This is a genomic window from Metabacillus sp. 84, from assembly GCF_050107715.1.
Lineage (GTDB): Bacteria > Bacillota > Bacilli > Bacillales > Bacillaceae > Metabacillus_B.
The window spans coordinates 46717-71766 of record NZ_JBNILN010000005.1; the positions used below are offsets into that span (position 1 = coordinate 46717).

The 25050-nt window shown below is 43.1% G+C and carries 28 protein-coding genes and 1 pseudogene; 7 read left to right on the top strand and 22 right to left on the bottom strand.

Going from position 1 to position 25050, the window contains the following annotated elements; genetic code table 11:
* Window positions 1-551: 551 nt before the first annotated feature.
* The 4 genes and pseudogenes from ACQCV8_RS10815 to ACQCV8_RS10830 all read right to left on the bottom strand — a co-directional run bounded on the left by ACQCV8_RS10815 (window position 552) and on the right by ACQCV8_RS10830 (window position 3866).
* On the bottom strand, window positions 552-1400 hold the full coding sequence (locus ACQCV8_RS10815) for a sialate O-acetylesterase (protein WP_426844642.1): 849 nt from the start codon (window positions 1398-1400) through the stop codon (window positions 552-554).
* Between the two features lie 23 nt (window positions 1401-1423).
* Window positions 1424-2230 (bottom strand): HEAT repeat domain-containing protein, encoded by an 807-nt coding sequence (locus ACQCV8_RS10820; protein WP_426844643.1) that lies wholly within the window; start codon window positions 2228-2230, stop codon window positions 1424-1426.
* Between the two features lie 22 nt (window positions 2231-2252).
* Complete coding sequence (locus tag ACQCV8_RS10825) at window positions 2253-3014, bottom strand: hypothetical protein (protein ID WP_426844644.1); 762 nt, start codon at window positions 3012-3014, stop codon at window positions 2253-2255.
* A 77-nt stretch (window positions 3015-3091) separates the two neighbouring features.
* Window positions 3092-3866, bottom strand: a pseudogene (locus ACQCV8_RS10830) (phosphotransferase).
* A 299-nt stretch (window positions 3867-4165) separates the two neighbouring features.
* On the opposite strand from ACQCV8_RS10830, the gene ACQCV8_RS10835 reads away from it, so the two are divergent.
* Window positions 4166-4591, top strand: a complete 426-nt coding sequence (locus ACQCV8_RS10835; protein ID WP_426844645.1) for a hypothetical protein — start codon at window positions 4166-4168, stop codon at window positions 4589-4591.
* Between the two features lie 98 nt (window positions 4592-4689).
* Window positions 4690-4821 (top strand): HAMP domain-containing protein, encoded by a 132-nt coding sequence (locus ACQCV8_RS10840; RefSeq protein ID WP_426844646.1) that lies wholly within the window; start codon window positions 4690-4692, stop codon window positions 4819-4821.
* Window positions 4822-5493: 672 nt separating this feature from the next.
* On the opposite strand, the gene ACQCV8_RS10845 is transcribed toward ACQCV8_RS10840, so the two are convergent.
* Both ACQCV8_RS10845 and ACQCV8_RS10850 read right to left on the bottom strand, forming a co-directional pair.
* Window positions 5494-6444 carry an SDR family oxidoreductase gene (locus ACQCV8_RS10845; RefSeq protein ID WP_426844647.1) on the bottom strand — a complete coding sequence of 317 codons (951 nt, stop codon included), beginning with the start codon at window positions 6442-6444 and terminating at the stop codon, window positions 5494-5496.
* Window positions 6445-6838: 394 nt separating this feature from the next.
* A complete protein-coding gene (locus ACQCV8_RS10850) occupies window positions 6839-7327 on the bottom strand; it encodes a TetR/AcrR family transcriptional regulator (protein WP_426844648.1) in 489 nt (162 codons plus the stop codon).
* A 309-nt stretch (window positions 7328-7636) separates the two neighbouring features.
* Between ACQCV8_RS10850 and ACQCV8_RS10855 the strand changes: the two genes are divergently transcribed.
* On the top strand, window positions 7637-8101 hold the full coding sequence (locus ACQCV8_RS10855; protein ID WP_426844649.1) for a DUF1456 family protein: 465 nt from the start codon (window positions 7637-7639) through the stop codon (window positions 8099-8101).
* An 8-nt stretch (window positions 8102-8109) separates the two neighbouring features.
* The gene (locus ACQCV8_RS10860) at window positions 8110-8817 is read left to right on the top strand and encodes a M48 family metallopeptidase (protein ID WP_426844650.1); all 708 of its coding nucleotides are present in this window, start codon (window positions 8110-8112) and stop codon (window positions 8815-8817) included.
* A 320-nt stretch (window positions 8818-9137) separates the two neighbouring features.
* On the opposite strand, the gene ACQCV8_RS10865 is transcribed toward ACQCV8_RS10860, so the two are convergent.
* The 8 genes from ACQCV8_RS10865 to ACQCV8_RS10900 form a co-directional block, all read right to left on the bottom strand.
* Entirely contained in the window at window positions 9138-9512 is a 375-nt protein-coding gene (locus ACQCV8_RS10865; RefSeq protein WP_426844651.1) for a hypothetical protein, read from the bottom strand.
* Between the two features lie 159 nt (window positions 9513-9671).
* Window positions 9672-10379, bottom strand: a complete 708-nt coding sequence (gene rluF / locus ACQCV8_RS10870) for a 23S rRNA pseudouridine(2604) synthase RluF (protein WP_426844652.1) — start codon at window positions 10377-10379, stop codon at window positions 9672-9674.
* Window positions 10380-10450: 71 nt separating this feature from the next.
* The gene (gene map, locus ACQCV8_RS10875; RefSeq protein WP_426844653.1) at window positions 10451-11191 is read right to left on the bottom strand and encodes a type I methionyl aminopeptidase; all 741 of its coding nucleotides are present in this window, start codon (window positions 11189-11191) and stop codon (window positions 10451-10453) included.
* A 253-nt stretch (window positions 11192-11444) separates the two neighbouring features.
* Entirely contained in the window at window positions 11445-12353 is a 909-nt protein-coding gene (locus ACQCV8_RS10880) for a Gfo/Idh/MocA family protein (RefSeq protein WP_426844654.1), read from the bottom strand.
* A gap of 109 nt (window positions 12354-12462) precedes the next feature.
* Window positions 12463-13431 carry a tRNA dihydrouridine synthase gene (locus tag ACQCV8_RS10885; RefSeq protein ID WP_426844655.1) on the bottom strand — a complete coding sequence of 323 codons (969 nt, stop codon included), beginning with the start codon at window positions 13429-13431 and terminating at the stop codon, window positions 12463-12465.
* 488 nt (window positions 13432-13919) lie between these two features.
* Complete coding sequence (locus tag ACQCV8_RS10890; protein WP_426844656.1) at window positions 13920-14705, bottom strand: ABC transporter ATP-binding protein; 786 nt, start codon at window positions 14703-14705, stop codon at window positions 13920-13922.
* Window positions 14702-15727, bottom strand: coding sequence for a FecCD family ABC transporter permease (locus tag ACQCV8_RS10895; RefSeq protein WP_426844657.1), 1026 nt, complete (start codon window positions 15725-15727; stop codon window positions 14702-14704). The genes ACQCV8_RS10890 and ACQCV8_RS10895 overlap by 4 nt, the downstream gene beginning before the upstream one ends.
* A gap of 102 nt (window positions 15728-15829) precedes the next feature.
* Window positions 15830-16201 carry an ABC transporter substrate-binding protein gene (locus ACQCV8_RS10900; protein ID WP_426844658.1) on the bottom strand — a complete coding sequence of 124 codons (372 nt, stop codon included), beginning with the start codon at window positions 16199-16201 and terminating at the stop codon, window positions 15830-15832.
* A 30-nt stretch (window positions 16202-16231) separates the two neighbouring features.
* Here ACQCV8_RS10900 and ACQCV8_RS10905 point away from each other — a divergent pair, with 30 nt between their 5' ends.
* Complete coding sequence (locus tag ACQCV8_RS10905; protein WP_426844901.1) at window positions 16232-16588, top strand: DinB family protein; 357 nt, start codon at window positions 16232-16234, stop codon at window positions 16586-16588.
* Window positions 16589-16832: 244 nt separating this feature from the next.
* Here the strand turns inward: ACQCV8_RS10905 and ACQCV8_RS10910 are convergent, their stop codons facing one another.
* From ACQCV8_RS10910 to ACQCV8_RS10930, 5 genes are all read right to left on the bottom strand, one after another.
* On the bottom strand, window positions 16833-17045 hold the full coding sequence (locus ACQCV8_RS10910; protein WP_426844659.1) for a hypothetical protein: 213 nt from the start codon (window positions 17043-17045) through the stop codon (window positions 16833-16835).
* Between the two features lie 26 nt (window positions 17046-17071).
* Window positions 17072-17206: a hypothetical protein gene (locus ACQCV8_RS10915; protein WP_426844660.1), complete on the bottom strand. Its 135-nt coding sequence runs from the start codon at window positions 17204-17206 to the stop codon at window positions 17072-17074.
* A 189-nt stretch (window positions 17207-17395) separates the two neighbouring features.
* A complete protein-coding gene (locus tag ACQCV8_RS10920) occupies window positions 17396-19087 on the bottom strand; it encodes a DUF262 domain-containing protein (protein ID WP_426844661.1) in 1692 nt (563 codons plus the stop codon).
* Between the two features lie 275 nt (window positions 19088-19362).
* Window positions 19363-20772 carry a 23S rRNA (uracil(1939)-C(5))-methyltransferase RlmD gene (gene rlmD, locus ACQCV8_RS10925; protein WP_426844662.1) on the bottom strand — a complete coding sequence of 470 codons (1410 nt, stop codon included), beginning with the start codon at window positions 20770-20772 and terminating at the stop codon, window positions 19363-19365.
* Between the two features lies 1 nt (window position 20773).
* Entirely contained in the window at window positions 20774-21658 is an 885-nt protein-coding gene (locus tag ACQCV8_RS10930; RefSeq protein WP_426844663.1) for a DNA-3-methyladenine glycosylase family protein, read from the bottom strand.
* Window positions 21659-21990: 332 nt separating this feature from the next.
* Here ACQCV8_RS10930 and ACQCV8_RS10935 point away from each other — a divergent pair, with 332 nt between their 5' ends.
* Entirely contained in the window at window positions 21991-22362 is a 372-nt protein-coding gene (locus ACQCV8_RS10935; protein WP_426844664.1) for a VOC family protein, read from the top strand.
* A gap of 682 nt (window positions 22363-23044) precedes the next feature.
* On the opposite strand, the gene ACQCV8_RS10940 is transcribed toward ACQCV8_RS10935, so the two are convergent.
* The 3 genes from ACQCV8_RS10940 to ACQCV8_RS10950 form a co-directional block, all read right to left on the bottom strand.
* A complete protein-coding gene (locus ACQCV8_RS10940) occupies window positions 23045-23209 on the bottom strand; it encodes a hypothetical protein (protein WP_426844665.1) in 165 nt (54 codons plus the stop codon).
* An 18-nt stretch (window positions 23210-23227) separates the two neighbouring features.
* Window positions 23228-23710 carry a hypothetical protein gene (locus ACQCV8_RS10945; RefSeq protein ID WP_426844666.1) on the bottom strand — a complete coding sequence of 161 codons (483 nt, stop codon included), beginning with the start codon at window positions 23708-23710 and terminating at the stop codon, window positions 23228-23230.
* 347 nt (window positions 23711-24057) lie between these two features.
* Window positions 24058-24390, bottom strand: coding sequence for a hypothetical protein (locus tag ACQCV8_RS10950; protein ID WP_426844667.1), 333 nt, complete (start codon window positions 24388-24390; stop codon window positions 24058-24060).
* A 117-nt stretch (window positions 24391-24507) separates the two neighbouring features.
* On the opposite strand from ACQCV8_RS10950, the gene ACQCV8_RS10955 reads away from it, so the two are divergent.
* Window positions 24508-25050: a GNAT family N-acetyltransferase gene (locus ACQCV8_RS10955; protein WP_426844668.1), complete on the top strand. Its 543-nt coding sequence runs from the start codon at window positions 24508-24510 to the stop codon at window positions 25048-25050.

Here is a 25050-nt window from a genome sequence, read left to right on the forward strand (position 1 = left end):
AGGCAGAGAAGAAAACAAAATTTTTAGATTGTTAAAATAATTTTATATTATATTAGAAGCAATTTTATAATCCGATAATACTAGTTTTCAAAGGAAATCGTTGCGATTATACACTATATTCCTTATTCTATGAGAATAACTTTATTATCTAGTTGATAAGGCAGGAATGAAATATGGACATATTTCCTAAAAATAGAAAGTAAAACCAGTAAGTAAGCAGGTTTCTCGTTCCATGCTGAAAAATTTGATCTCCTTTCATGCAAAACAGTTATATAGTTGGATAACTGGAAAGGAACATGAGGGCAGACGTATTCTAAGCGTCTGCCTGTTTACGTGTAAAGTCCGCTGCTCCCTCAAGAGTCTCTCGCTTTCCGCTTCAATCTTCAGGCGTTAAATCAACATCACTAACAAAGTTGATGGTTTCCTTGCTATTAAAGCAGCAGAACTGTACGTGTGCATCCTTTTGTCCAGAATAAATAAACATTGAAAACGGAACATAAAAAAGAAGTGCAAACCATTATGGCTTGCACTTCTCCAGTATGATCCGGACTTCACTTTCTTTCATCCAAAGTGGAGAGATTACTGGAAAACTCCTCAAAGCTCATTTGCCCTAAGGCAAACTTCGTACTTTGGACAAATAGATACTCATTTTTAGTGAGTTCACGTTTCGCTGCCTTTTCCATCCATGCATGCTCACTGTCTAAAGGATCAAAAACGTGCTTTTGTTTTGAAAAAGCTTCATAGTATCTTATTCCAAATTTTCTCTGAGAGAGACTATTAATATGGATTCCATCCGGATTTGCTGTTAAGTCTTTTGAGGTTACAAAATAGCAATTCCTTTCAGTACGGGCCACTTCAGATAATACCTGATTGATTTGCTTATACTCCACAGCACTTTTTCCAAATCCCGTCTCTCCAAGGAAATGTCCCAGCTCACCAATCATGATAGGGACATCCGGAGTCTTGAGTTCTTCTCTCAAGTGTTTAAATAAAGTAAGCAATTTATCTTTATACGTCTTGTACCGTTCTCCGTAACTGTCGCTTTCCCCTTGATGCCATAGTATTCCCGCTAGTTCACTTGTTTCCATAGCAAATTTGGCTTCTGAGATCGTATGCCTTGTTAAAAGTCCATCAATGGACCACTCATCAATCGAGCTTCCACCTTCGGCACATGGTATGAGCCCAATGGACTCTCCAGGATGATCCTCTGACCAAGCCTGTGCGAATGAAGCTGCAGGACCAACCCCAGCTACGTGACGGTCAATATTGATGGGCTCCGACATCATTTGCCATCTGCCATTTCTCAGCATATTTATTTTTTCATTATAAATCGGTGGAACATCTTCAATAAATCCTCTGCCTGCCATATTTGACTGTCCGATTAATAATATTGATTTCATAGAAAAACCTCTTTCTGCTATATTTAAAACCCCTTCAAACAAAACTCAAGCTGCTCCCTTTCCCATTTCCTCAGTCCGCTTCCATATTTGCTTAGCGCGGTTCGGACGGAGACCGCCTGCTCTTTGCTTGGGACGGAGAAGGATCGGTTATAGCCCGCAAGCCACTTTGATGCTTGCTGTTGGCCTAACCTGCTGATTGCATGGTTTTCCTCGTTTACATAGAGTTCAGGAATATACCGGATGGACACCCATTTTGATAGCGAGCACAGTAAGACAGCGGCCTGATATCTGCTGTGAGGAGCCTCGGCCTCTTTATAAATTCTGTATAGATCTTCTGCTTTGTCCTCATAACGTGCTGCCTGCAAGGACCGTCCCGCTTCTTTTGAAACTCCCGGATGATCATGGCTCAGCAGGCTGATGAAGACCTCCCGATTAGGGTCTGGATCGAGCATAGCGAGCGCACGGGCTGCTGCTTTGATGATTCCCGCTTCATCCCACTTTACTAGCGGCAGGACCAGCTCCGTATGTACTTTGCCGCCGGTCTCTCCAATCCCTAACAGGGCTCCCCGGAGGTTTCCGACGGACTGTTTCATAATGGCTTCCGTATAATAGGATGCAAAATCCGTGATGTTCTTTTTACTTAGCAGATATCTTGCAAGAGATCTGACCGTTTCGCTTTTATCAAAGAGAGCTGCTTCAAGCTCAATGATGCTTTGATTCGGAAAAACCACAACAGCTTTATGCAAAACTGCAGCCCGGATTCTAGTAAACTTATCTTTTTTTAACTCGCAGTAGAAACGCTGAAACGCTGATTCACTGATTTCATTCATGAACTCCTGGAATAAAATCAGCCTAACATGAGGTTCCTTTTCCCGCCTGAAGTAATACATCAAAGTTTCTATCGACCTGCCTGGATCGAATGATCATCTCATAATAGAACAACCTTGTTTTATGCTCTTTGGATTGTGTGCCTTCATGCAAAAACGGGATCGCCTCCGGCCGGGAAAGCAGCGCTGATATTTTTTCAAAAAGCAGATCATGATCTGCGCGATTGGAGTTCTTCAGTTTGAATACGACCGGTAAATTCGCAGCAAACGCCTCTACCTGGCTGTCCTCAATCCGCTCCTCTGCCAGCCGCTTATCCAGTCTCCTAATCTCTGAGACCCAATCATTGCACCGCATAAGCAAAAATGGAAGTTCTCTTCCTGTATGGAAGGAAGCTAAGATGGTCATGGCTTCTTCCCGAACATATCCATTTGGATGAAACGTGCACAGCCCTAAAATCGAGATTTTCTCTTCAGCTGGCCGATCAGCAAAATGTAAATTGTGGAGCAACTCATTTCTCCAACTGTCATGACTATCAAAATACATCTCCCGGAAAAGCGGATCCAGCAGCAATAACTCCGCATTTGTCAGTTTGGATACACATGAATGGATCGCCTCAGCTGTTCTTGTCCTGTATTCAGCGGAGCTCGCCAGGAGCATGGGGAACGCAGCAGGAAGCTTTGTATAATCACGTTCTGTAAAAAGGGATTGCAGCAGATCTTCTTTATCCTGATAGGAGATGTGATCATCCGGGGAAGTGTTATTTTTTCTGAATGGGCTCCAGTTCAAGCTGATACCTTCTTTCTAGAGGAGGCGTGAAGCCGGAATAATTCCTGCTCCTGCTTTCAAACCCACTCTCTCCCATGTTAGCGGATAAAGCGCAGGTCCTCTTGATAGTGATCATAATGTCCTTCATCGATCATTTTTTAAAAGGCTTTATCGCCCTCTTTTGCCTTCCTTTGCAACGTTTTGCATAATCCTTCCACCCGCAGCAGCACCATCTCCAGAAAGCCACTTTTCATTCCTTGGATCCCATAAGAATTAAAGAACAAATTTACTCTTTGCCTTATCCGGACGGCATCTTTTGTTCGATCGTAATAGCTGCTTCACCTGATTCCTTATAATAGAGCCTGCTCAGCGCCACACAGGTGTACAGCGTATAAGCGATATCCCAAAGCCTTGGGCCCGGAGCAGCCATGTCAAAATCAATGATGCCTGCGGGCACTTCTTCATTGAAGATCAGGTTGTAAATCGCAAAATCATTGTGGCAAATCACTTCCAGCAGCTTTGGGGTGTTATCAATCGGCTTACAGCCCGAATCAAGGGGCAAATCACTTACCGCATCATGATAGGTGCGGAGCATTCCCGCAATTTTTTTAGCGCCTCATCCGACCGCATGTATGTCTTCAATGGATAATTTCCTGCTTCTCCTTCTATAAAAGACAGAATCTCTCTATCTTTCCCGTCAATGCCAAGAAATCTTGGCACACCTTCCACATCCTTCATTTCAAGATGCTTGAGTAAAGCATGAATCTGATCACGATCCGGCTTTCGCCCGCGCCGGACCGTATCTCCCACCCTACAAACGCTCGACACATTTCCTCCTGTAAGGCTTTCCTCTTGATCATACTGACTTGACATCAAAATTCCCCTTATATGTGCGTTTGATACAAGCGAAAAACAAATTCTTACAGATTCCTGCATCCTTATTTTTCATATTACCAGAAATTCCATAGCCTGAATTCATTATTCTATCAATCTCCCTTTAACCATCCTGCATTCCGGCGGCCTTTAAGGATGCAGCATGTCCCCGGCAGCTTTCGTAAAGAAATTCATAATCAGTTCATAATTCTCTAGTAGTTTTAACTCATCACATAATTGGAGGGATAAAACATGAGTGTAAAAAAGAAGAAAATGAAATCAGATTGGGTGGAGAAAAAATGAGAAATTCAAAATGGTTTTTTATCAGTTTAATTGGATTGTCCGTAACGGTCATAATTCTATCTGCACTTCCTTTCTTCATGAAACCCGATGCTGCAGGTCCCGCTTCAATACCGAAAGGCTTACCTCTAATCGGAGAGATGACTGGGGCGGCATTACCCCAAAATATTAATATCGCTGAAGTAAAGCGGTTCATGGAAGAAGTTAATAAAAACGGAGGGCTGACTCCGGAGCTTGAACAGCAGGCAAAAGAAAGAGGAATACCTGAGCCAATGCTCCAGAGGCTGGGGTCCGCACCACCACCCAAAGGGTGGAATTATGCAACAGCAAGCGCTATGATAATCGCAGCAATTGTCATCGCAGTTAGTTCATTCCGGCTTTATCAGCTGAGAAAACAAAAGCGGGACAGGAAAAACGTGTACTAGGCGGCTGAATCATGGCAAACTCCTGACGCCCATCATCTTAGGCTCTCTTCTTAATTTTCCAGCTGTAACAATGTAAGCCGATTCAGGTTGCCAATGGAATGTTCGACGTCCACATCCATCATAAAGGAAAAGATGAGAACGGAGAACTCGTAAAGAATTTCAACATAATGGTTCAGGAGCTCAAAGTGAATGAATACCTCCATGAAGGGTATGTGGGTCTTCTCGCCTAAGATGATAAAAAGCAGGCTATTCTTTTTACATGAGTTTTGTAAAAAGAATAGCCTGCTCCCCCTTAAAACCTCCCATCCCCCCAAAAATTACTCACCACATGCTGCTTCAGATTATACGGCATCAGCGTGTATTCCCTGCCCTTCAAATAATTAATAATTTGAGGCAGTGGCTTAAAGGGTCATCAAACGTGATGTAGGCAGCTTTTCGGGTTTTGGCGGCTGGCTTTTCCGCCTGTGGGCCGGCTTTGCCTTCATGGCCAGCGTTTTTACTGATTGCAGGAACATGATGAACAGCTTCAAGATTTGCTTTAATGACAGAATGGAAGGTATATAGATGTGAACGTTGAACGTTCTGTTATTCATCTGCGGTGGCACGGCTTACTGAAGTGGAGAGCAGGACTGACAGCCAAAAGAAGCATACGAGGATCCGGACAAGTTTCATGCTTTTCCTTTTTTCAAAGCTATCATTAAACTAAAAAATATAAAAAAAGCCTTTTAGACTTTATCAATTTAGCCGCTATATTACAATCCTGACTTCTTAGATTAGAAGGGTGCGATTTTCTTCTAGCTATAGGCGGACCTTCTGTACAGTCAATTGTCCATACAGAGGGTCCGGCTTCCTAAACAGAAAATTTCCAGATGGGATACATGCAGGTAAAGAGCCCTGTGCAGTTATTCTTTACGCATTAATATTGCTAACGTTTCTTCAAGTCCTTTTTTGAAAGCGGTTTTTGGAATGGGACCGATTCGTTTTTCATATTTTTCGCCGCTCAAAATAAATCCTTCTTTAGTGAGGTACATAATTTCAACAATTTCTCTCATAAATAGATCGAATAAGCCAATAAAACGAATGGCACTTTTAGTCAATGGAATGATTGGCTTTTGACTTCCTGTTATTTGACGGGCTATGTGGATAATTTCTTTTCCCGAAATCAATCCTGCACCTGGTACATTCCAGTTCTCGCCATAAGAGTCTTCTCTTTCCGCTATGTTTACAATCATTTTAGCCGCATCGGGCAAGTAAACGTATTCCCGGGGTGTTTTCAGATTTCCAATAAAAATAGAAGGTTTATTGGCTGCTATTCCTTCTAAAGTGGGTTGCAGATAAGAGTTTTGCGATGTAGGACCATAATAATCCGGTAACCGGACGATTAATGCTTTAGCTCTTTTCCATTCAGGACTAAATATCAGTTGCTCGAATTCCACTCTGGTCTTACCTTTTTTTGTATGTGGATGATGTGGATGACTTTCATCTCCTTTTGCAACTTGACGCCCATATACATAAATTCCATCAACTATAACAATCTTCTTGCCTAGACTATCTGCTGCTTTCATCACACTCTCACCAAGTAGCAGAAGTTTATCCTTCATCTCTTGATACTTCACATTTGCGCATTGAAAAATGATTTCCGCCTCTTTTGCCGCTTCTATAATCGTCTGATGATCAAATATATCCCCCAGTTTATATGTTAAGTTGGGATTATGATCATGTTCCTCCATTAAAGCATTCAATTTACGTTGAGAACGTCCGAAAGCAATCACTTCTATTCCTCTGTTCAATAATTCCGAAACAATGACCTGACCTGACCCGCCGGTTGCACCTAATACTATAGCTTTATTCATTTATAACACCTCATTTATTTAGTGATTAATCAATAACTAAAATTTTTAAAAAAATAATTGTCATTGTCCTATATTACATACGAAACATGATGCTCAAGTCCCCATGCCTGATCCAACTTAATCCCATAATGTGAATAAAACAATTACAACGGCGATCATACCTAATACAATGGACAATGAGAAAATAGAATCCTCCTTACTTTTATTCATCTGCAACAGCCCCCTTTAAAGCAATTAGTCATATAAATTAGTCGAGCCAACTTAACGCACAAACAGCAATTACCGCGATTGAAGCATAGTCAATTGCAGCTAATCTCATCATTTCACCTCCTTGCACTTGTTAGTAATCAATTAATAAATTATATTTTAAAAATAAATAATCAAACTTGATTATTCACTTTTTTCCATCAATCAGCTCAGGGGTGTCGATGAAGTAAGCTATATTACATAATATTCCTCTCGCTAAAAAGGTAGTCACTTCATTCTCTGCGTTCTTTATCCCTGCTGCTTTAAACCGCTCTAAAGTGTAGCTCTGGATACTCGACAACCCTTTTTGAGTTGCACTTCGCACATCGTTTTCTGTTACGGATATGCCTATCACCTGCAAGGCAATTTCATTGGGATATAATTCAGAAAGTTCTTCATATGCAGCGATCATTTTTGAAACGAGTTGATCCGGACCAGCATCCAAATTTTTAAAAGTTTGAAGAATTCTTTCGAACGCTCGCTCCAAAGCTGCAATGAACAACTGTTCCTTTGTTTTAAAAAATCGAAAAACATAAGGCTGTGATATGCCAGCTTTTTCTGCAATATGTGCGGTAGTTGTATTATAATAACCTTTTTTTGCAAACACTTCTAATCCAGCTTCAAGAATTTCATCCATACGATTTTCTTTAGTAGACCTAGCTATGACAAACACCTACTTGTAGTTATTTATTGATCAATTACATTATAAATAAACTAATATTTAAAATCAAGTGTGGAAAATACCTGTGGACCGTTTTTTACGGAAGAATACTTCGACGTTTATCATTGGGGGTAACAGTCGTTTCATCTATAGCTGTGAGGCGCTAACTATCCAGCAGATTTAGCTAAGGTGGCAGCAGGCTGAAGAGGGGCAGGACGCGGCTGTATAAATGGTTACCAACGTGTTATTCTAAAAGAACGAAAAATGCGTAACCAGGAGATGACTATGGATAATAATGACCGGTTAATACGGCTGAGATATGCACTTGATTTGAGGAATTCAGAGATGGAAGAGATTTTTAAATATGGCGGCGTGAACGTTTCCAGAGAAGAGGTCGGCATGCTGCTGACAAAAGAGGATGAGGAAAACCACCTCAGCTGCAGTCCTCTCCTATATGAGTCCTTTTTGAATGGGCTCATTGTATTTAGAAGAGGAAAGCAGGAGGAGCAGCCGGTTCAGCCTGCCATCTCCCACGGACATCCCAACAACGTTTTACTTAAAAAAGTGAAAATCGCTTTATCTCTTACAACCGAGGAAATGCTGGACGTTTTGGAGCTTGCCGGAGTGACCGTCACAAAGGGAGAGCTCGGTGCTTTGCTTAGAAAAGAAGGCCAGAAAAACTATAAGGAATGCGGAGACAGATATGCCCGCAATTTTCTAAAAGGACTGGCAATCAAGTATCGGGGATAGTGAAAAAAATGATTCATAAGTATTCAGGGGAGACCATCAGCTTCGACGTTCAATATAAGAAGCGTTCGGCCATCGGTATCTATGTAGATGTTTACGGAAACATAGAGGTCCACGCTCCAAAAGGGACACTGGACGCTGCAGTGCTGTATGTCATCGAGGAAAATTGGGAGCTCATTCAGCAAAAAGTGAAAGAAAACAAGGAACGGCTGCTCGGGCCTCAGGTCAAGCAGTATGAACAGGGAGAAACCTTTCTTTATCTGGGAAAGGCCTGCCCCTTGAACGTTCACCACGATCCTCAGGCCAAGCAGGATTCTGTCCGCATGAAAGGAAACGAACTGCACGTTGTGGTAGCGCAGCTTGAAGAGGAAAAAATCAAACAGGCGCTAAAGCGGTTCTATTACCGGCAATGCAAGGCACTGGTGGAAAAAAGAATCTCCGTCCATCAAAAGCATTTTAAAACAAAACCGCGCTCCATCCGCATCACAGACAGCAAAACAACGTGGGGAACATGCGACTCCGGGCTCCGGCTAACCTTTAACTGGCGCCTCGCCATGGCCCCGCCGCGAGTGATCGACTACGTGGTCGTGCACGAAATGTGCCACATGGTCCACCTCAACCACGACCGCTCCTTCTGGCGGCTTGTTGGAAAAATGGTTCCGGATTATAAGGAAGATGAGGGGTGGCTTGCGCGGTCGAGATGGAAGATGACGGTATAACAACTGGAAAATCCATTAGGAGTTTAACAGGTTCACTTAATCGGCATTGAAGCGGGCTTCAGGAACCATACGGATTATTTATTCAGGCTGATTTCAAATGCCGTATTTAATCAAAAATAGACAAGAAAGAGCCCCGGATACCGGGGCTCTTTTTTCAGTACATATCATTAAGTACACTGGAATTTCCTTAAAACACGTTTCGACTTTATCCGGTTATTAAGGAGTTCGGGGACTTGCAGAGTGAGAATAAATTTTCATTTGATCCTTAAAGTGGTCATTTATGTCTAAAGAATAATAGAAAGAATTAGTCCAAAAATTGATTAATTTTCAAAAGTGGTGTTTTTAGTCTTCCATTTTTCCATTGCAATAAAAACCCAGAAACTATATATTCCTAAAGTGATGATTGTAAAGAACCACCATTTAATCCAATTTCCAAAAAGTCCTACTGCTGAGCCTGTAAATTTTAGTCTTTTACCATTGATTACAGTGTGACGTGCTTTCCAGCCAAGAATCATCGTGATTGACCAAGGATAGCAAATACCCAATGTACATACTGTTACTAGTAAGCCCAATAAAGTCCAACCAATGAATTGAAACAATCCCCCATCAAAATAAGAACGTGCTTCTGTGTCTGTAAATGAATGATTTTGATTAATGATGGCGTTATGATCGGCTAATGCTGCATTATTTTCCATTACTTTTAACCCACTCCTTTATACCCTATATTACACTATTAATAGGGACTAATTCCACCATATTCCACTTAAAGTTTTGTTCTTCTTTAATTTATTATTTGAAACATACACTCCATATCTACATATAAAAAAGGATGGGCCCCGGCCCATCCTTTCTGTTTACCACTCATTCGGATAATAATCCAACTCACTGAACAGCTGATTCTTTTCCTTCTTGGACAGATCTCTCCATTGCCCCGGTGGAAGGTTTCCGAGATGGATGTTCATGATCCGGACCCGCTGCAGCCTGAACACCTCATAGCCAAGCTCCTCGCACATGCGGCGGATCTGACGGTTGAGTCCCTGCTTCAGGATGATCTTGAAGTCGAATTTTGAAAGCTGCTCCACTTCACATGGGAGGGTTTTCGTTCCAAGGATTTTGACGCCGCTCCCCATCTTTTCAACAAACTCCGGTGTGATCGGCTTATCCACGGAAACGATGTATTCCTTCTCATGCTCGTTTTCGGCACGCAGAATCTCGTTGACGATATCGCCGTCATTCGTCAGAAGAATCAAGCCTTCGGACTCCTTATCCAGGCGTCCGATGTTATAAATTCTCAAAGGGTGATTGACGAGATCGACAATGTTTCCTTTGACATTTTTCTCGGTGGTACTTGTAATGCCAACCGGTTTATTCAATGCGATGTACACATTGTTCCGGGACACTTGAATCTGATCGCCGCTCACCCGAACATCATCCCCGGGCTTCACCTGATCCCCGATCTTCGCTTTCTTGCCGTTAATCATGACCCGGCCTTCTTCGATCAGCCGGTCGGCCCCGCGCCGGGACGCCTTCCCGGACTCGCTTATAAATTTATTAATACGCATGTTCATCACAGCCTTACGTTGGAATGGTATGTCTAAGCATACCGCACAATTTGTCTCGTTTTCAAGGTCTCCTACTGGGTTAAAATAAGCGGACCGTTTTTTGTGAGGATGATCGTATGTTCGATCTGAGCAACAAAGCTCTTTTTCGTGGCAAAAGTCCAGCCGTCATCCAGTTGGAACACTTCTTCCTCTGAGGTGGAGATAAACGGTTCAAAGGCGATGACCATTCCTTCTTTTAAAATCTCATTATCCCACGGGTCATTGTAATTTAAAATATGGTCAGGAGCTTCGTGGATCGTGCGTCCAATCCCGTGGCCGGTAAGGTTTTTGATAACGGTGAACCCATGCTCTCTCGCTGTTTCGAAGACCGCTTTTCCGATCCTGCTTTTTTTGGAACCAGGCTTTGCCTTTTCAAGGCCCGCTTCGAATGCCTTTTTCGCCACGTCACATATTCTCGTTAAAACTTCTTCGCCTTTTCCCACGACAAACGAGATTCCCGTATCCGCGAAATAACCGTTCTTGGAAGCAGATACGTCGATATTGACGATGTCTCCTTCCTGGATGACCCGGTTACCCGGAATCCCGTGCGCCACTTCTTCATTCACACTGATGCACGTAAACCCCGGGAAATCATATTCGCCTTTTGGTGCTGAAATGGCCCCTGCTTTTTCAAAGCGCTCTCCTGCCAGATCATCAAGCTCTTTCGTCGTGATGCCGGGAACCGTTTTTTGGACCAGTTCGTCCCGAATGGACGCGATAATTTTGCCAATTTCCTTTAAACCGTTAAAATCTTCTTCTGTTTTCGCAATCATGTTTTCTCCCTCTTTTTCTTTTTAATAACGCTCTTATGAACTTAGTTGTTGATTTGCGCTGCAGGCATTCACTTATCCTTGGGCGGTGAGCCTCCTCGCCGCTGCGCGAATGCGGGGTCTCACCTGTCCCGCTGCTCTCAGCACGGAGTCTCACGCCTTCCGCTCCAATCAACAGGTGTTAAAATCAATGTCATCCTCTAAAAAAGCTTATTATAAAAGTAATTATTCCATTGTTTCACCGAAAATACCCCGCTCACGCTTCAGGATCAATCTGCCGGACAATCCTCTCGCAAATTTCATGGGTAATGAGGGAGTCCTGGATGGATGGATCCGGTGTGCGGCTTTCTCTTACACATTCTATGAAATGATCCATGATCTGATAAAACCCGCGCTTCAGCAGGGTCGGTTCCCAGTCTCCAAATTTCGTGACACTGTTCTCTTTATTATGGTAGTGAGTCGTTTCAACCAGACTATTCACCACATATTTATGGGTGCCTGCTGAGTATTCGATGATTTCCTCCGTCACCCCGCCGTTCCGGTTCATGATCCCGATGGCCGTGCATCCGTCCCCATTCAGCTGGACGACGATATGATCCAGCAGCTCTCCATTTTTCAAAAACTGCGTTTTGACATCCGTCACTTCTGTATCCATCAGGAACCGGAGCGTATCCACTACATGAATAAAATCCTCGACAACAAACCTCCGGACATGATCCGGTGCAGCAAACCGGTTTTTCTGCATCAGAATCAGGCTCGACTTCCCGTGTTCTCTAAGCTCCTGAACCCGCGGTATAAAACGCCTGTTAAAGCCGGTCATCGCTACTTTCCCGCTGCTTTCAGAAAGCTCCGCGATTCTCTTCGTCTCCCTGTAATTCAAAGAAACAGGCTTATCTATGTAAACGCTGATCCCGTTTTCCAGCAGCTTTTCAGCGATCTCCGCATGCGCTTCTGTCGCTGTACTGATGACCGCAGCATCGATCTTCTTCGTTACCAGCTCGTCAACTGTCTGAACCGTTTCGTTCAGCCGGTACTTTTGCGCCAGCTGCTTTAATGTATCCGGATTTCGCGTACAAAGGACAAGCTCGATATCCTCCCTTTCAGACAGAACGGGCAGGTAAGCTTTTTTAGCGATGTCACCGAGTCCGATGATTGCGAGTCTCATATGCCTTCCTCCTTTGGCGGTGTGGTAGGGTAAGTATAGCACGTGTGTTTCCTTGCTCTCCAATATAAAAACCCCCGGGATTCATTGTCCCAAGGGTAAACGTGCTAGTTTAAGCAGTACCTTCCTGTTTAAACCCATCCAGCAAAGCCCGCACTTCATCTGTCGACTTCGTGTTCATCAGCCGGCTCCGCAGTTCAGCAGCTCCAGGGAAGCCTTTGACGTAAATTTTGAAAAAGCGGTGAAGGCCCGTTACGGAACGCGGCACGGTCTCGGCGTATTGATCCTGAAGATCGAGCTGCAATCTCAGCAGATCCAGGTACTCCTCACTGGTGTGCTCCTTCGGCTCTTTTTCAAAGGCAAACGGGTTTTTAAAGATCCCCCGTCCGATCATCACGCCATCAATGCCATACTTCTCAGCAAGCTCTAATCCTTTTTGACGGTCAGGAATGTCTCCATTGATCGTAAGCAGCGTATCCGGAGCGATCTCGTCACGCAGTGCTTTGATCTCAGGAATGAGCTCCCAGTGAGCATCCACCTGGCTCATTTCGTCTCTTGTCCGCAGATGGATGGACAGGTTCGCGATATCCTGCTTCAGAATATGCGCGAGCCACTCCTTCCACTCATCAATTTCCTTAAAACCAAGCCTTGTTTTCACACTGACAGGCAGTCCGCCGGCCTTCGCAGCCTGAATCAGCTCTGCTGCCGTATCGGGACGAAGGATCAAGCCGCTGCCCTTCCCTCTTTGTGCCACATTCGGAACCGGACAGCCCATATTGATGTCGATGCCCTTAAAGCCCATCTCAGCCATGCCGATGCTCATCTGGCGGAAATAATCAGGACGGTCTCCCCAAATATGCGCCACCATGGGCTGCTCATCCTCCGTGAACGTCAAACGCCCGCGCACACTTTCGATGCCATCCGGATGACAATAGCTATCCGAATTCGTAAACTCCGTGAAAAACACATCCGGCCGCCCCGCCGCACTCACCACATGACGAAACACCACATCCGTCACATCCTCCATCGGAGCCAGCACAAAAAACGGCCGCGGCAATTCACGCCAAAAATTAGTACTCATTTGCTCTTCCATTCCTCTCTATATGGGTGAATCATAAAGATCAATTAATAGGAACAAACAATTTTTTGCTCCTTTACACTTATATCATGGTTTGGGGGTGGTTATCAATTATAGCAGATAAGTCATATGGATAAATTCCAATGTAAATACCTGCCGCCATATCCAATCCAAAATGAATAGCCGAAAAAAGCTTTTTAACGCCTATCACATTTTTTTGAGTTCAAATTAAATTATCGGTTTTTTATTCCAAGCATCAAGTTTGTAAGGTGGTTTTCAAAGTAACTGACTCCCATCTTGTTTTCAAAGTCCATAACTACGTCAATTATGCACAGTTAATCAGGCTCATCCATGGAAAGATTCGCAATCAGAAAAGATTCAGTTTTATACAAGCAGGAAAGAATTCCAAATCTTTCTGCGGGATAAAGCTTCCCAGTCTTCCACCTATTCCTTCGATAGGAAAAACCTCTGATTTTCAGAGGTTTTGTGTGTTATTTTTCCAGAAGATGAAAATTGCTGATAGAAATTGATTCACGATCAGATGAAAAATTTATTTCAGCATGGACTTTAAAAACATCACGCAGCATCTTCTTTGTAATCACATTCTCTGGAATTCCACTATCATAAAGTTTTCCTGATTGAAGCACAACCAATTGATCTGAAATCATGGCTGCTTGATTAATATCATGGAGGACTAGAATGACCGTAATGCCATGAGCCATATTTAATTGTTTAATCAGTTCAATTATCTCAAGCTGGTGGTGGATGTCTAAATAAGACGTAGGCTCATCCAGTAATAATACAGCAGGCTTTTGAGCTAGTGCCATTGCAATCCATGCCCTCTGACGCTCCCCTCCAGACAGCCGATCTACTGCTCTCTCAGCTAAATCTTCTAAATGAGTCAGGTTGATCGCTTGCTCCACAATTGCCTGATCTTCTTGATTTAGCCGTTCAAATTTCCTTTTGTGAGGGAAACGTCCATATTCGACTAACTGTCTTACCGTAATCTCGGGGTTATTCTCATGGGCTTGCATTAAGAAAGCAAGCTCTCTGGCAAAGGCTTTCCTGCTCCATTTATTGATTTCACTATTCTTAAAATAAATCTCTCCAGCAGTCGTCTGAATTTGCTTTCCAAGTGCTTTTAAAAGCGTGCTTTTGCCGCAGCCGTTCGGTCCAAGAATACTGTGGATTTTTCCTGTTTCAAACTGAAGAGATAAACTTGAAATGACTTCGTTCTCACCATATCCAATATGCACATTCTTTGCCTCAATAGTCATATCGTTCTCTTCTTTCGTAACAGATATAGGAAAAATGGAGCCCCTATAACCCCCATAATAATACCGACAGGAAGCTCGATTGGTGCAAAGGCAACACGGCCAATGGTGTCAGATAAGCATAGAACGCTTACACCCAGCAAGGCTGAAGCCGGAAGCAATATCCGATAATCATTCCCGACGAGAAGCCTTGCAGCATGTGGGACAATTAATCCAACAAAACCCAAAAGACCAACGATACTCACTGCACTGGCAGCAAGCAGGGCGCTAATAGCAATAAACCACAAACGATAGCCTTCCGTGTTTAGTCCAAGAGACTTTGATTCAGCATCACCAAGCAATAGTACATTCATCCGCTGCGCGCTTAGCAATGCCAGTGCTAAGCCAATCAGACTATAAGGAACGATGATTTCGACATGCCCCCAGCTTTTGGCTGACAGGTTTCCAACCATAAAAGAAACAGCCCCCTGAATCCGATCACTATAGAATGTATACAGGGCTGAAACGCCTGAGTTTAAAAAAGCAGAGGCCGCAACACCGGCAAGGATAATCCTCATTGGAGAGACTCCCTTGTCCCATGCGAGCAGATAGATGAGCAGGGCCGAGGCCAGCGCTCCGACAAATGCAACAGGAATGAGCAAATACGAATAAGCCGGGAAAACCAGGAGCATGGTGATACCAAATAAACCTGCACCAGAGGAAACACCGATAATATGAGGATCAGCCATAGGATTCCGCATAACCCCTTGCAGCAAGGCACCCGATAGTGCCAGGTTTATACCCGCAAAGACGGCGACAAGCGTGCGGGGCAGCCTTATATTCCAAATGATTGTATAAAATGGCGATTCCGTGCTGCCCAGTAAAATACTTAAGATCGATTGAACATCCACTGAAACTGCTCCAAAACCCAAGCTAATCATCACACTGAACATAGCCAGGATGAAAAAGAGGCCAATGATAAAGACCTTCCAGCTTATCTTTTTTCTAATCCCTATCTTCACTTCGTTACTCAAAACGTTTGTCATATACTTCCGGATAGACCCCTTCCGTATTCTCTTAAGCACATTTGGAATAAATGCCCAGATTTAAAGATGATGGATAACCTCCATCATCCATAAAACAAGAGGTTACTTGGATTGATTTGAATAGACTAAATCTGCCATATATTTATAAGAATCCACTACTTTAACACCAGGTGCCATGACGAATTGACCCTTCGGCAGAAAATGAATTCGGTTATTGGCAACAGCTGAAAGGGAGTTCCAGGCCGGATTCTTTTTATAGTTGTTCTCAATCATCTTTTCAGCGTCCTCATTCGTTGTATGAGAAAGGACAAACAGATAATCAGGATCAATCTTGACCATCTCTTCCATACTGAATGGGATATAGCCAGCCATAACTTCTCCCTCCAACGATTCTGTTACATTGCGAAGCTTCAATTGGTTTGCCATATCAACCGATATTGTCGGACCCTGCTCAACATATGCAGCATCACCCATTACCGTTAGGATGGCATAACCAGCAATTCAATCTGGCAGATCGTCAACCATTTGGTTTTTTGGAATGAAGACGTCATCCATCGAATCAAAGGCACTGAAAATCCTCATAAACCAAAGGATAATGAAGAAACCTTCGCAAATCCAGGGAATCCGGAAGACGAAAATGGCTGGAACCTAACCGTAAAGCGCCTAAACGAAGTTATGAATGAATTAAAAGCCGTGATCGCGGAACTAAATGATGAAAAGCTAAAAGAACCGTATGCAGCAGACAGGTACTCCATTGAGCGTTTACTAAGCAATGCAATGAAGCACGCTGTGTATCATATTGGGCAAATTGTTCTGCTTCGGAAGCTGCAATCCTCTTGGGGTGGGGTGGATTGGTCCTAAGGACAGCAACTCCATATTTTGAAAGATGATTTATCAAGCAAGTAAATAAAGGGACGGTTCTGATGCTTCTGAAGCAGCAGAACCGTCCCCGTGTTTTTTGTGGATACTACTCAGACAACGGTAAGCTGAAAATTTTAATACACCGGAAATTGGTAGACGGATCTTTAGAGAATACCTCGATGGAAAAGGAATGGATTCAATTGCAAAAACTTTGACAGCTGAAAGAACTGCATTTGTTGTTATCTCATCCAATCTGATTCTCAAACAGGGAATTGCGATTATTAAACTTCATAATCCAGTAAAACAGAAAACCATTAAGCAGCAGGACAGCAGCCGAGATCATCAGCATGAGCTCTATTCCAAGCAGGAAAAGTCCGCTTAGTTGCCCGATGAGCATTCCTATGACGGGAAGCACAATGATTCCGCCGATATTTTGTGCCTCGGTAATTCTCTCCAATCGCAATTGCGCTAATCATTATTTTTTTAAAAGCGTGGTTTATTGAAAAATAAACCGATAACAAAGAATGCAAGTCCAAGTATCAAACCCCAAAAATGCTTATCTAAGAATCCAAATAGGCCAACACTTAATACTGCAAGCAAAAACATAATTTTCATCATTTTTATCACCCTGACTGTTTAGTAAATCAACCACAATCTTGGAATCAGCTGAGAAATGTTTTAGATCCGAGAATACCAGCAGTCCTCCGGGATTTCTAACTTTAAAATGACAGCTCGCTATTAAACTTGATGACTCATTTAATTTAGAATGCCTATCAGAAATAGATTACCTATCGTTAAAGCAATCTCTTACCCCAGTAATTCACGTATCCTTTTCGCGAGTAATGATTTTCTGGCCTCATATAATTTTTCAAAGTCTTCTATTTCTAATGAAAGATCTTGTGGAATTATAGCTTGTTTAATAAATTTCGCCTTTTGTTCATCGTTCATATCATTGTAATAATCAACGAGTCGCATAGCGTTTTTGCTGCCGTTGCTTCTGCCTTCCAGCAGATGTAGATTAGGCAGTCGATTACGTACTCCACGCCATTTTTTCCACTCTTCCATAGATACAGATACTGGCTTACTCTCGCTGAATCTATTATCTGGGTGAAGATGATCTTGTTCATATTTAAAGCTTTTGTTTGTCCAGGAAAGATTTAAATAATACAGTACTTCACCAGCAACTCTGCTTCCTTTTTCCGAATTGAGTACATCTTCAATTTTACCATCTGTAACGCTCAGGTCATTCATCTGATCGAGCATTTCAATTGTTATATCATAATCAAAACTAATGATATTGCTCTTCATCTGCTGAAGTTTGCTCGTAGTACCGGATTGGAAATATGTAAAGAATATCGCCCTCAATAAATATGCCTGAATACCTTTGATGTTATTGACGTAATCAGAACTATAATATATGTAATAGATAATCGGCAGCAGTACGTTCCAGCTGCTTGAAAAACGGCTTACATCAATTTTCATTTCCTTGAGCAGACTTTCTAGATTTGACAGTGCCTGCTTAAATCCATTCCAATCGTTTTTCAAATCTTCTGCAATCTTTTTGTTAATATTGGATTTAACCACATCACCATACAACATTAAAGCTGAACGGATAATAAAGTCCGTTCCAAAGCCAGCATATGAATCAACGAGTATTTTCCCAAACTCTGTTTTTGCACTAGGCCAGTATGCCTCTAGAATTGACATTGTTATTTCGGATTTACGAAGTGCTTTGCCACCACTATTAAACCTTACAAACATCTCTAGAGCATCATCTTGTTTCATTTCCTTAATTCCTGTGTATCTAACTAGCTTTTCGACAAAAATTTTATTATACAACTTTGTTAAAATGCTCCGTGCATAGTCCTTACTATCTCCCGGAACATTAACGATCGCTTCTTCAATTGCTGTTTCTCTTGTAGCTTCATTCTGAAATTTATCATCAAGGATATTTTTTATTTCAAACTGGGTTGGACTTAATCTTCCAATTTTTTCACTAAATTTAATATCATATTTTTTGCTGTTGTACTCTTCCTCATCTACAGTTATCTTATTTTTATTCAGTTCTATAAGAAGTTTAGTAACAATCTTATCACCGGACTTCTTTCTGGAATTTTTGGGACGTATGTATGCCTGCCCCAACAATGACAAATACATTGATGTCAGCCTTTGCTGTCCATCTAACACTGCAATATTAGTATTCTTAACATTTATACTCGTCAGCTCGTAATTAACAGTGTCAGCCTGCTTTCTGCTATCAAATGTGACCTCTGATAAAAAACTGCAAAAATAGGTGTCCCAAGACACATTGGAGTCATCTACATGCCAAAATAGAAATGTTGCAATTGGATAATCCAATAAAATCGAATCCCATAGTTTTTCAATTTGCTCCGTACCCCAAACAAATTGTCTTTGGAAAGCAGGCATTACATATCTTCCATCTTTAATATTTTGTAAAGCCTCATATATTGTTATGCTGTTATCTATCAATCTGCTCATTTAATACTCCTCATCAGTTACAAATTTGTCTATTGGTCTCATTAAGTCTAGTTATATAATCCTGATATTATTATACCATTTTTCTGCCAATATTTATCTATCAATTATTTAGAAACGGTTACACTTCTTTTTATCGCTAAAACATCGTAGAAAGGCTCTCAAAACATTAACACAACCGCTACGTTACTTTATAATTCTAAACTGAATGGCAGTAATAAAATAACCTGCAAGTTAGTAAATTCATTATAAATATAAAAAAGCAACCACCACTAGGGTTAGTTGCCTTTCCTTAAAGTCATCTGCACTACACACTCCACATGCGCCGTCTGCGGAAACATATCCACCGGCTGCATATACTCCACCTTATACTCCTTAGCCAAGTACTCCAGATCCTTCGCAAGTGTGGACGGATTACAGCTCACATAGATAAATTTCTTCGGCTTTACTTTCTTGATCGTATCCAGCAGTGTCCGGTCACAGCCGGTTCTTGGCGGATCGACGACGACTACGTCTGGTTTCCAGCCTTCCTTCGTCCACTTTGGAAGCCAGTGTTCGGCGGTTCCGGTTACGTAGGTGGCGTTGATGTTGTGGGTTTTGGCGTTTTGGTTGGCGTCCTGGATGGAGGCTTCGATGACGTCCATGCCTCGGATTTCTTTGGCGCCGTCGGCGAGCCAGAGGCCGATTGTTCCGACTCCGCAGTAGGCGTCGGCGATTTTTTCTTTACCGGTCAAGGCGGCTGCGTTTTTGACTTCATTGTAGAGCTTGTTTGTCTGTTCCGGGTTCAGCTGGAAGAACGCTCTTGGCGACAGGCCGAAGGAGAGGGCGCCGAGTTTTTCGTCAATCGTGTCTTTCCCTTTCAGCTTGACGGACTTGTCTCCGAAGATCATCGAGTTTTTGCCCGGGTTGATGTTTTGGACGATCGATTTGACGTCCGGGTGGCGCTTCATGATCTCATCGGCAATCAGGTCTTTCTTCGGGAAGGCCTCTTTTTCCGTGACGATGACGACCTGCACCTCGCCTGTCTCGATGCCGGCACGGGTGACAATGTTTTTCACGAGCCCTTGGCGCTTCCGTTCATCATATGGCTCGATCTTGAAATCCTGCAGAATCTGCTTCACGCCCTGAGTGGCGCGGTCGGTGGCCGGTGTCTGCACCATGCAGTGGTCGATGGCGACGAGCTGGTGGGTGTTCAAGCCGTACAGTCCTGCGACCACCTTGCCGTTCTGTTTGCCGACCTGGAACTGGCTCTTGTTCCGGTATTCCCACGGGTTGTCCATGCCGATTGTCTGGCGGATCTCAAGCTTAGACAGGTCAAATTTTGTATGGCGTTCGAGTGCCTGGATCAGGATATCGCGCTTTTCCTTCAGCTGCTGCTGATAGTCGAGATGCTGCAGCTGGCAGCCGCCGCATTTGCCGAAATACGGGCACGGTGCTTTGACCCGGTGAGGGGATGCCTTCCGGATTTTCTTGATTTCCGCTTCGGCGAACTTCGCATGAAGCTTCGTTACTCTAGCTACGACCTCTTCGCCGGGAAGGGCCCCGTATACGAAGACGACCTGCTTTTTGAAATAGCCGACTCCCTCGCCGTTGATGCCGAGCCGTTTGATCGTCAGTGGAAAGGTCTGTCCCATTTCCATCGTGATGCCGGACTGCTGTTTTGGTTGATGTGTACGCTTGTTGTTCATGCTAACGCTCCGTTCTTTTTTCGATGCTGCGCCACAGGTATAGGGACGCATAGCTTAAATAAGGCTCCCACTCCCTGCTGAAGGCGAGCATTTCTTCCTTGGTTGGCTTCGCATCCATCTGAAAATGCTGCTTTAGTGCATTCTGGATGCCGATATCGGCGAGTGGAAACAGATTCGGGCGGCCGAGGCCGAACAGCAGGATGTTCTGCACGGTCCATGGCCCGATCCCTTTTATTTTAATGAGCTGCTCATAAATTTCGTCGTCAGTTTGGTTGTGCATGTTATCGAGATCAATTTCACCGTTTGCGACAAGCGCGGATATGGAGGTGATATACTCCGCCTTGCGTCCGCTGAACTGCAGCTCGCGAAGCTCCGTCACCGGGATGGCGGCAGCTTTTTCCGGATGGGGGTAAAACCAGACCCCGTCCACCTCTTCCCCGTATGTCTGCACGAACCGCTTCGTCAGCGTCATCGCGAACGCCATGTTAAGCTGCTGGTGGATGATGCATTTAATGAGGCTTCCGTACAGGCTGAAATCCAGAACGAGCGGCGTGCCCTCGTGCTCGGCGAATATATCAGCGATCGTGGACGGCTTAAAATGCTCCGCCACTGCATAGAGCTGTAAGTCCCATTGGAAGATCCGGCGAACCTCTGCCATCGCTTCCTCTTTGACCGCCTCGGTCCTGCCGGTCACGGTAAAAGCAGGCTCCTGCTTCGTCCCCGTTGCCTGAACGGTAACCACATGCGGCTCAAAGCCGTTCAGCCGCAGCGGAACCTTCACATACCGCTCCGCCAAATCCAGCACATTCATCGAATCAATCGAAAGCCGCTCCAGCACCCGGTCAAAATCATAAGGCGCCGCCACCTGAACCTGTTCCTGCCACATCTTAAACCCCTCTTTTCGCACGTGAAATGGTGATTGTATTATAGCATAGTTGGGAGGGTGGCTAAAAACTCTGGCGCCAGCTTGTCGAATTCTTTCTAAAAATTGATATTCGGGGATTATCGGAAATATATCTGGGTTTTCGAGGATATAGGAGATCCTGCGGGACGGGGTGCCCCGTTATCTTATTAAATCATCCTCCGCATCATTTCAAACACTTTCCCCCTTAAAGGCTTTAACTTTTCACCAAATCGAAAAATTCCGTCCAAGTTAATGAAGTTTGATCAAAATCATTTTATACTGGATATAGAACGTTAATTGAGGAGGAAACAGGGATGAAACTTGGCTCATTTTCAGTAAGCTTAAGCGTGAAGGATATTCAAAAGTCCAAAGAATTCTATGAAAAGCTCGGCTTTGATTCAATGGGCGGGAACATTGAACATAATTGGCTGATCATGAAAAACGAAGATACTGTTATCGGACTGTTTCAAGGAATGTTTGAAGAGAACATTCTCACATTCAATCCTGGCTGGGATCAGAAGGCTGAGAACCTTGAATCATTTACGGATGTACGCGACCTCCAGCACGAGCTGAAATCAAAGGGAATCTCCTTGCTTTCGGAAGCCGATGCGGACTCTGAAGGTCCTGCTAGTTTCACCCTCAAAGATCCGGATGGTAACATCATTCTTGTGGATCAGCATAGATAAATACCGAATGAAGAGCTAATGACCAAGGGGGGCTGTCGAGTCCTCCCAAAAAAATTTCGAGCGATGAACATAGAAGAACATTTCCCGAATTTCTATAAATAGCCTCTCCAAGGACCCGCTCCTTTTAAGCTTTACGAACTGCGCTGCAGGGTTAAATCACAATACGCTCTATCACAATTTTGCCCTCACCAGCTAAGAAAAATCTATGAAGAAAGTAATTCATCAAATGAAAACCTCAAGTACCTGCCTGCAGGGGTTCACGAACCCTATGAGACCCCCTGCAGGAGGTACGCTACTCTAGGGAGAGTTTCATTTAAGAAATATCGATCACGTTCGTATTACCGTCACCAAAGAAAGCGAGCCGTTAACCGGAAACTGGGAATTCTGAAACAGGTTTGGGGATTGGATGAAAGCGCCGCTATGCTTCACCCCTGCCTGAAACCCCCGGGAAATTATCTAAGACCCATTTAAATTGTTCCTGCGAGATGTGTAAATATGAGAACCATTACAGGATTCCGAAACCAGCTGTCAAGTCAAAGACAGATGCAATGCAACAGGAGCTAAACGACTCCTTTTTATAAAAATATGTAAGACCCTTCTCTCATACAGGAAGGGTCTATCCTTATTGGCAAAAACAAAAAACTCCTTCGCGGTCGCGGGAGCTTATCTGACAAGCCTTTATCTAATTGGACGCTAAAGATTTTTCAAACCCGCACTTTGTATCTCCGCTGAAAAATTCATCACTGGGAAGTAAAATCACTCCTGCTATTATCTGATTAGATAGTTTATCTTCATCTGGATCATATGCTGCATCCGAGAGAGCACTATATGACTTATCAGTAATCATGATAATTTCATCTCCTGTTTATTCTACTTTAGATAGTTTGAGAGCATCCGCGGTCATTTCTCGATAATTTTCTGTATTGAAAGAAATTTGAACTGTTCGTTTTTTAGGTTTTTCCCCTTCATAGTGTCCTCGAACAAACAGAAGGCCACCACCCATCTTAGAGGAAAATTCGTATTCATCAATAATGAATTTTTTACCATCCATTTCTTTTGCAAATTCAACCGCTATAGGGGCAGCATACTCTTTAATTTTCTCCTGGTTTTTCTTCTCCTCTTCACTTTTCCCACATCCTGCAGCTACCACAATAAACACCACCGTTGTTATAATTAAAAAAATAGCTTTTTCACTATCAGTACCTCCCTTTTTCTTCTTGGAAAATTTTACTTCTTTAAAACTAGTAGATAATGTGTGTTTATAACAAGAGAAAAAGGAACTATTAATCACTACCCTGTAAATTATTGTAATAAACCATTTATTTGGATGCTGTTGATTCTTTTCCACTCTTGGTATTCTCCTCTTATTTTGGGACAAACTTTTTAGTCTTATTGTCATCTCGATAGGCTTGTTTCAGATAAATAACTATATAAATAATCTGATCCCTACTATTCTCCATTTAATTTTCTGACTCGTTCATACCTCTAGCTTCCATATCCTGAATGTTCTCTGGGTTATAGACTACTTGTACAGAACGAGAGTTAGGTTCTTCACCTTCATAATGACCGTCTACAAAAATTGTACCACCGCCAACTTTAGATGAGAATTCATAGCAGTTAATAATGAATTCCTTATCATCTTTATCCTTAGCAAGTTCAACTGCAGGCTGTTATATGATAGATCTCTTCCCCCTCCTAATCTAGCTTCGACTTTTTCATAGCATCTGCTGTCATTTCTTTATAATTTTCAGGATTATAGGATATTTGCACAGTTCTCTGGTTTGGCTTTTCACCTTCAAAGTGTCCACGAACAAATAAAACCCCTCCTCCAATTTGTGATGAAAATTCAAATCCATCAATTATAAATTCTTTATGATAGAATTTCATTGCATAATCAACTGCAATTGGTGCAGCATGATCCTTAATTTTTTCCTGCTCTTCCTTCTCTTCAACACTCGCACCACAGCCCGCAGCTGTCATTGCAAACACCCCCAATATTAAAATGTACATGCACATTTTTCTCATCATTTAGACCTCCGGCTTGTTTTTTTGTACGTGTTTGTAAGGGTGTTCAGGAAAAAATATCCATCCGTTCTTATTTTAAGGTAGAATAATAGATGACTAAATAACCGGCTAGGAGAAAACATGATGACTATTTTTTCAATAGACTTGGGAGAAATTCTTCTTCGTGAATTCACTGTTGAGGATGCGGACGAGATTTACCGTATTTCCAACGAGCCCGAGGTTTCCACTTTTCTTCCAGATTGGAAATCTACGAGGGAACAGCGACGAGATTGGGTGACGAATTATGAAATCCCTGCAAACAAGGAGTTTTTGGGTGCGGCTGAACTGGCAGACCGGCGTCTTAAGCTTGGGATCATCCATAAAGAAAGCGGACGTTTGATCGGCTGGTGCTGTACGGGCATAAAAGAAGAGCTGCCTGCTCCTAACCGGGAAATTATGTATGCGGTTTCTGCTGGTTTTACAGGACGCGGCTATGCGACGCTTGCTGTAGAAGGACTGAGCCGCTACCTTTTTGAAGAAAAACAAGCGGATATCCTGAATGCGATTGCACGGGAGGATAATCCTGCATCCAACCGGGTGATTAGGAAAAGCGGTTATCTTTTTCTGCGGAAGGTTTTCTTGGATGGGGAGACATTCAATCATTATGTTCTGAAGAGAACGTAA

What these genes read in the sequence shown, in the direction of transcription:
- ACQCV8_RS10815 (WP_426844642.1), bottom strand. Translation starts at nt 1,400, where the DNA reads ATGAAATCAATATTATTAATCGGACAGTCAAATATGGCAGGCAGAGGA.
- ACQCV8_RS10820 (WP_426844643.1), bottom strand. Translation starts at nt 2,230, where the DNA reads ATGAATGAAATCAGTGAATCAGCGTTTCAGCGTTTCTACTGCGAGTTA.
- ACQCV8_RS10835 (WP_426844645.1), top strand. Translation starts at nt 4,166, where the DNA reads ATGAGAAATTCAAAATGGTTTTTTATCAGTTTAATTGGATTGTCCGTA.
- ACQCV8_RS10840 (WP_426844646.1), top strand. Translation starts at nt 4,690, where the DNA reads ATGTTCGACGTCCACATCCATCATAAAGGAAAAGATGAGAACGGAGAA.
- ACQCV8_RS10845 (WP_426844647.1), bottom strand. Translation starts at nt 6,444, where the DNA reads ATGAATAAAGCTATAGTATTAGGTGCAACCGGCGGGTCAGGTCAGGTC.
- ACQCV8_RS10850 (WP_426844648.1), bottom strand. Translation starts at nt 7,327, where the DNA reads ATGGATGAAATTCTTGAAGCTGGATTAGAAGTGTTTGCAAAAAAAGGT.
- ACQCV8_RS10855 (WP_426844649.1), top strand. Translation starts at nt 7,637, where the DNA reads ATGGATAATAATGACCGGTTAATACGGCTGAGATATGCACTTGATTTG.
- ACQCV8_RS10860 (WP_426844650.1), top strand. Translation starts at nt 8,110, where the DNA reads ATGATTCATAAGTATTCAGGGGAGACCATCAGCTTCGACGTTCAATAT.
- ACQCV8_RS10865 (WP_426844651.1), bottom strand. Translation starts at nt 9,512, where the DNA reads ATGGAAAATAATGCAGCATTAGCCGATCATAACGCCATCATTAATCAA.
- rluF (WP_426844652.1), bottom strand. Translation starts at nt 10,379, where the DNA reads ATGCGTATTAATAAATTTATAAGCGAGTCCGGGAAGGCGTCCCGGCGC.
- map (WP_426844653.1), bottom strand. Translation starts at nt 11,191, where the DNA reads ATGATTGCGAAAACAGAAGAAGATTTTAACGGTTTAAAGGAAATTGGC.
- ACQCV8_RS10880 (WP_426844654.1), bottom strand. Translation starts at nt 12,353, where the DNA reads ATGAGACTCGCAATCATCGGACTCGGTGACATCGCTAAAAAAGCTTAC.
- ACQCV8_RS10885 (WP_426844655.1), bottom strand. Translation starts at nt 13,431, where the DNA reads ATGAGTACTAATTTTTGGCGTGAATTGCCGCGGCCGTTTTTTGTGCTG.
- ACQCV8_RS10890 (WP_426844656.1), bottom strand. Translation starts at nt 14,705, where the DNA reads ATGACTATTGAGGCAAAGAATGTGCATATTGGATATGGTGAGAACGAA.
- ACQCV8_RS10895 (WP_426844657.1), bottom strand. Translation starts at nt 15,727, where the DNA reads ATGACAAACGTTTTGAGTAACGAAGTGAAGATAGGGATTAGAAAAAAG.
- ACQCV8_RS10900 (WP_426844658.1), bottom strand. Translation starts at nt 16,201, where the DNA reads ATGGGTGATGCTGCATATGTTGAGCAGGGTCCGACAATATCGGTTGAT.
- ACQCV8_RS10915 (WP_426844660.1), bottom strand. Translation starts at nt 17,206, where the DNA reads ATGATGAAAATTATGTTTTTGCTTGCAGTATTAAGTGTTGGCCTATTT.
- ACQCV8_RS10920 (WP_426844661.1), bottom strand. Translation starts at nt 19,087, where the DNA reads ATGAGCAGATTGATAGATAACAGCATAACAATATATGAGGCTTTACAA.
- rlmD (WP_426844662.1), bottom strand. Translation starts at nt 20,772, where the DNA reads ATGAACAACAAGCGTACACATCAACCAAAACAGCAGTCCGGCATCACG.
- ACQCV8_RS10930 (WP_426844663.1), bottom strand. Translation starts at nt 21,658, where the DNA reads ATGTGGCAGGAACAGGTTCAGGTGGCGGCGCCTTATGATTTTGACCGG.
- ACQCV8_RS10935 (WP_426844664.1), top strand. Translation starts at nt 21,991, where the DNA reads ATGAAACTTGGCTCATTTTCAGTAAGCTTAAGCGTGAAGGATATTCAA.
- ACQCV8_RS10940 (WP_426844665.1), bottom strand. Translation starts at nt 23,209, where the DNA reads ATGATTACTGATAAGTCATATAGTGCTCTCTCGGATGCAGCATATGAT.
- ACQCV8_RS10950 (WP_426844667.1), bottom strand. Translation starts at nt 24,390, where the DNA reads ATGATGAGAAAAATGTGCATGTACATTTTAATATTGGGGGTGTTTGCA.
- ACQCV8_RS10955 (WP_426844668.1), top strand. Translation starts at nt 24,508, where the DNA reads ATGATGACTATTTTTTCAATAGACTTGGGAGAAATTCTTCTTCGTGAA.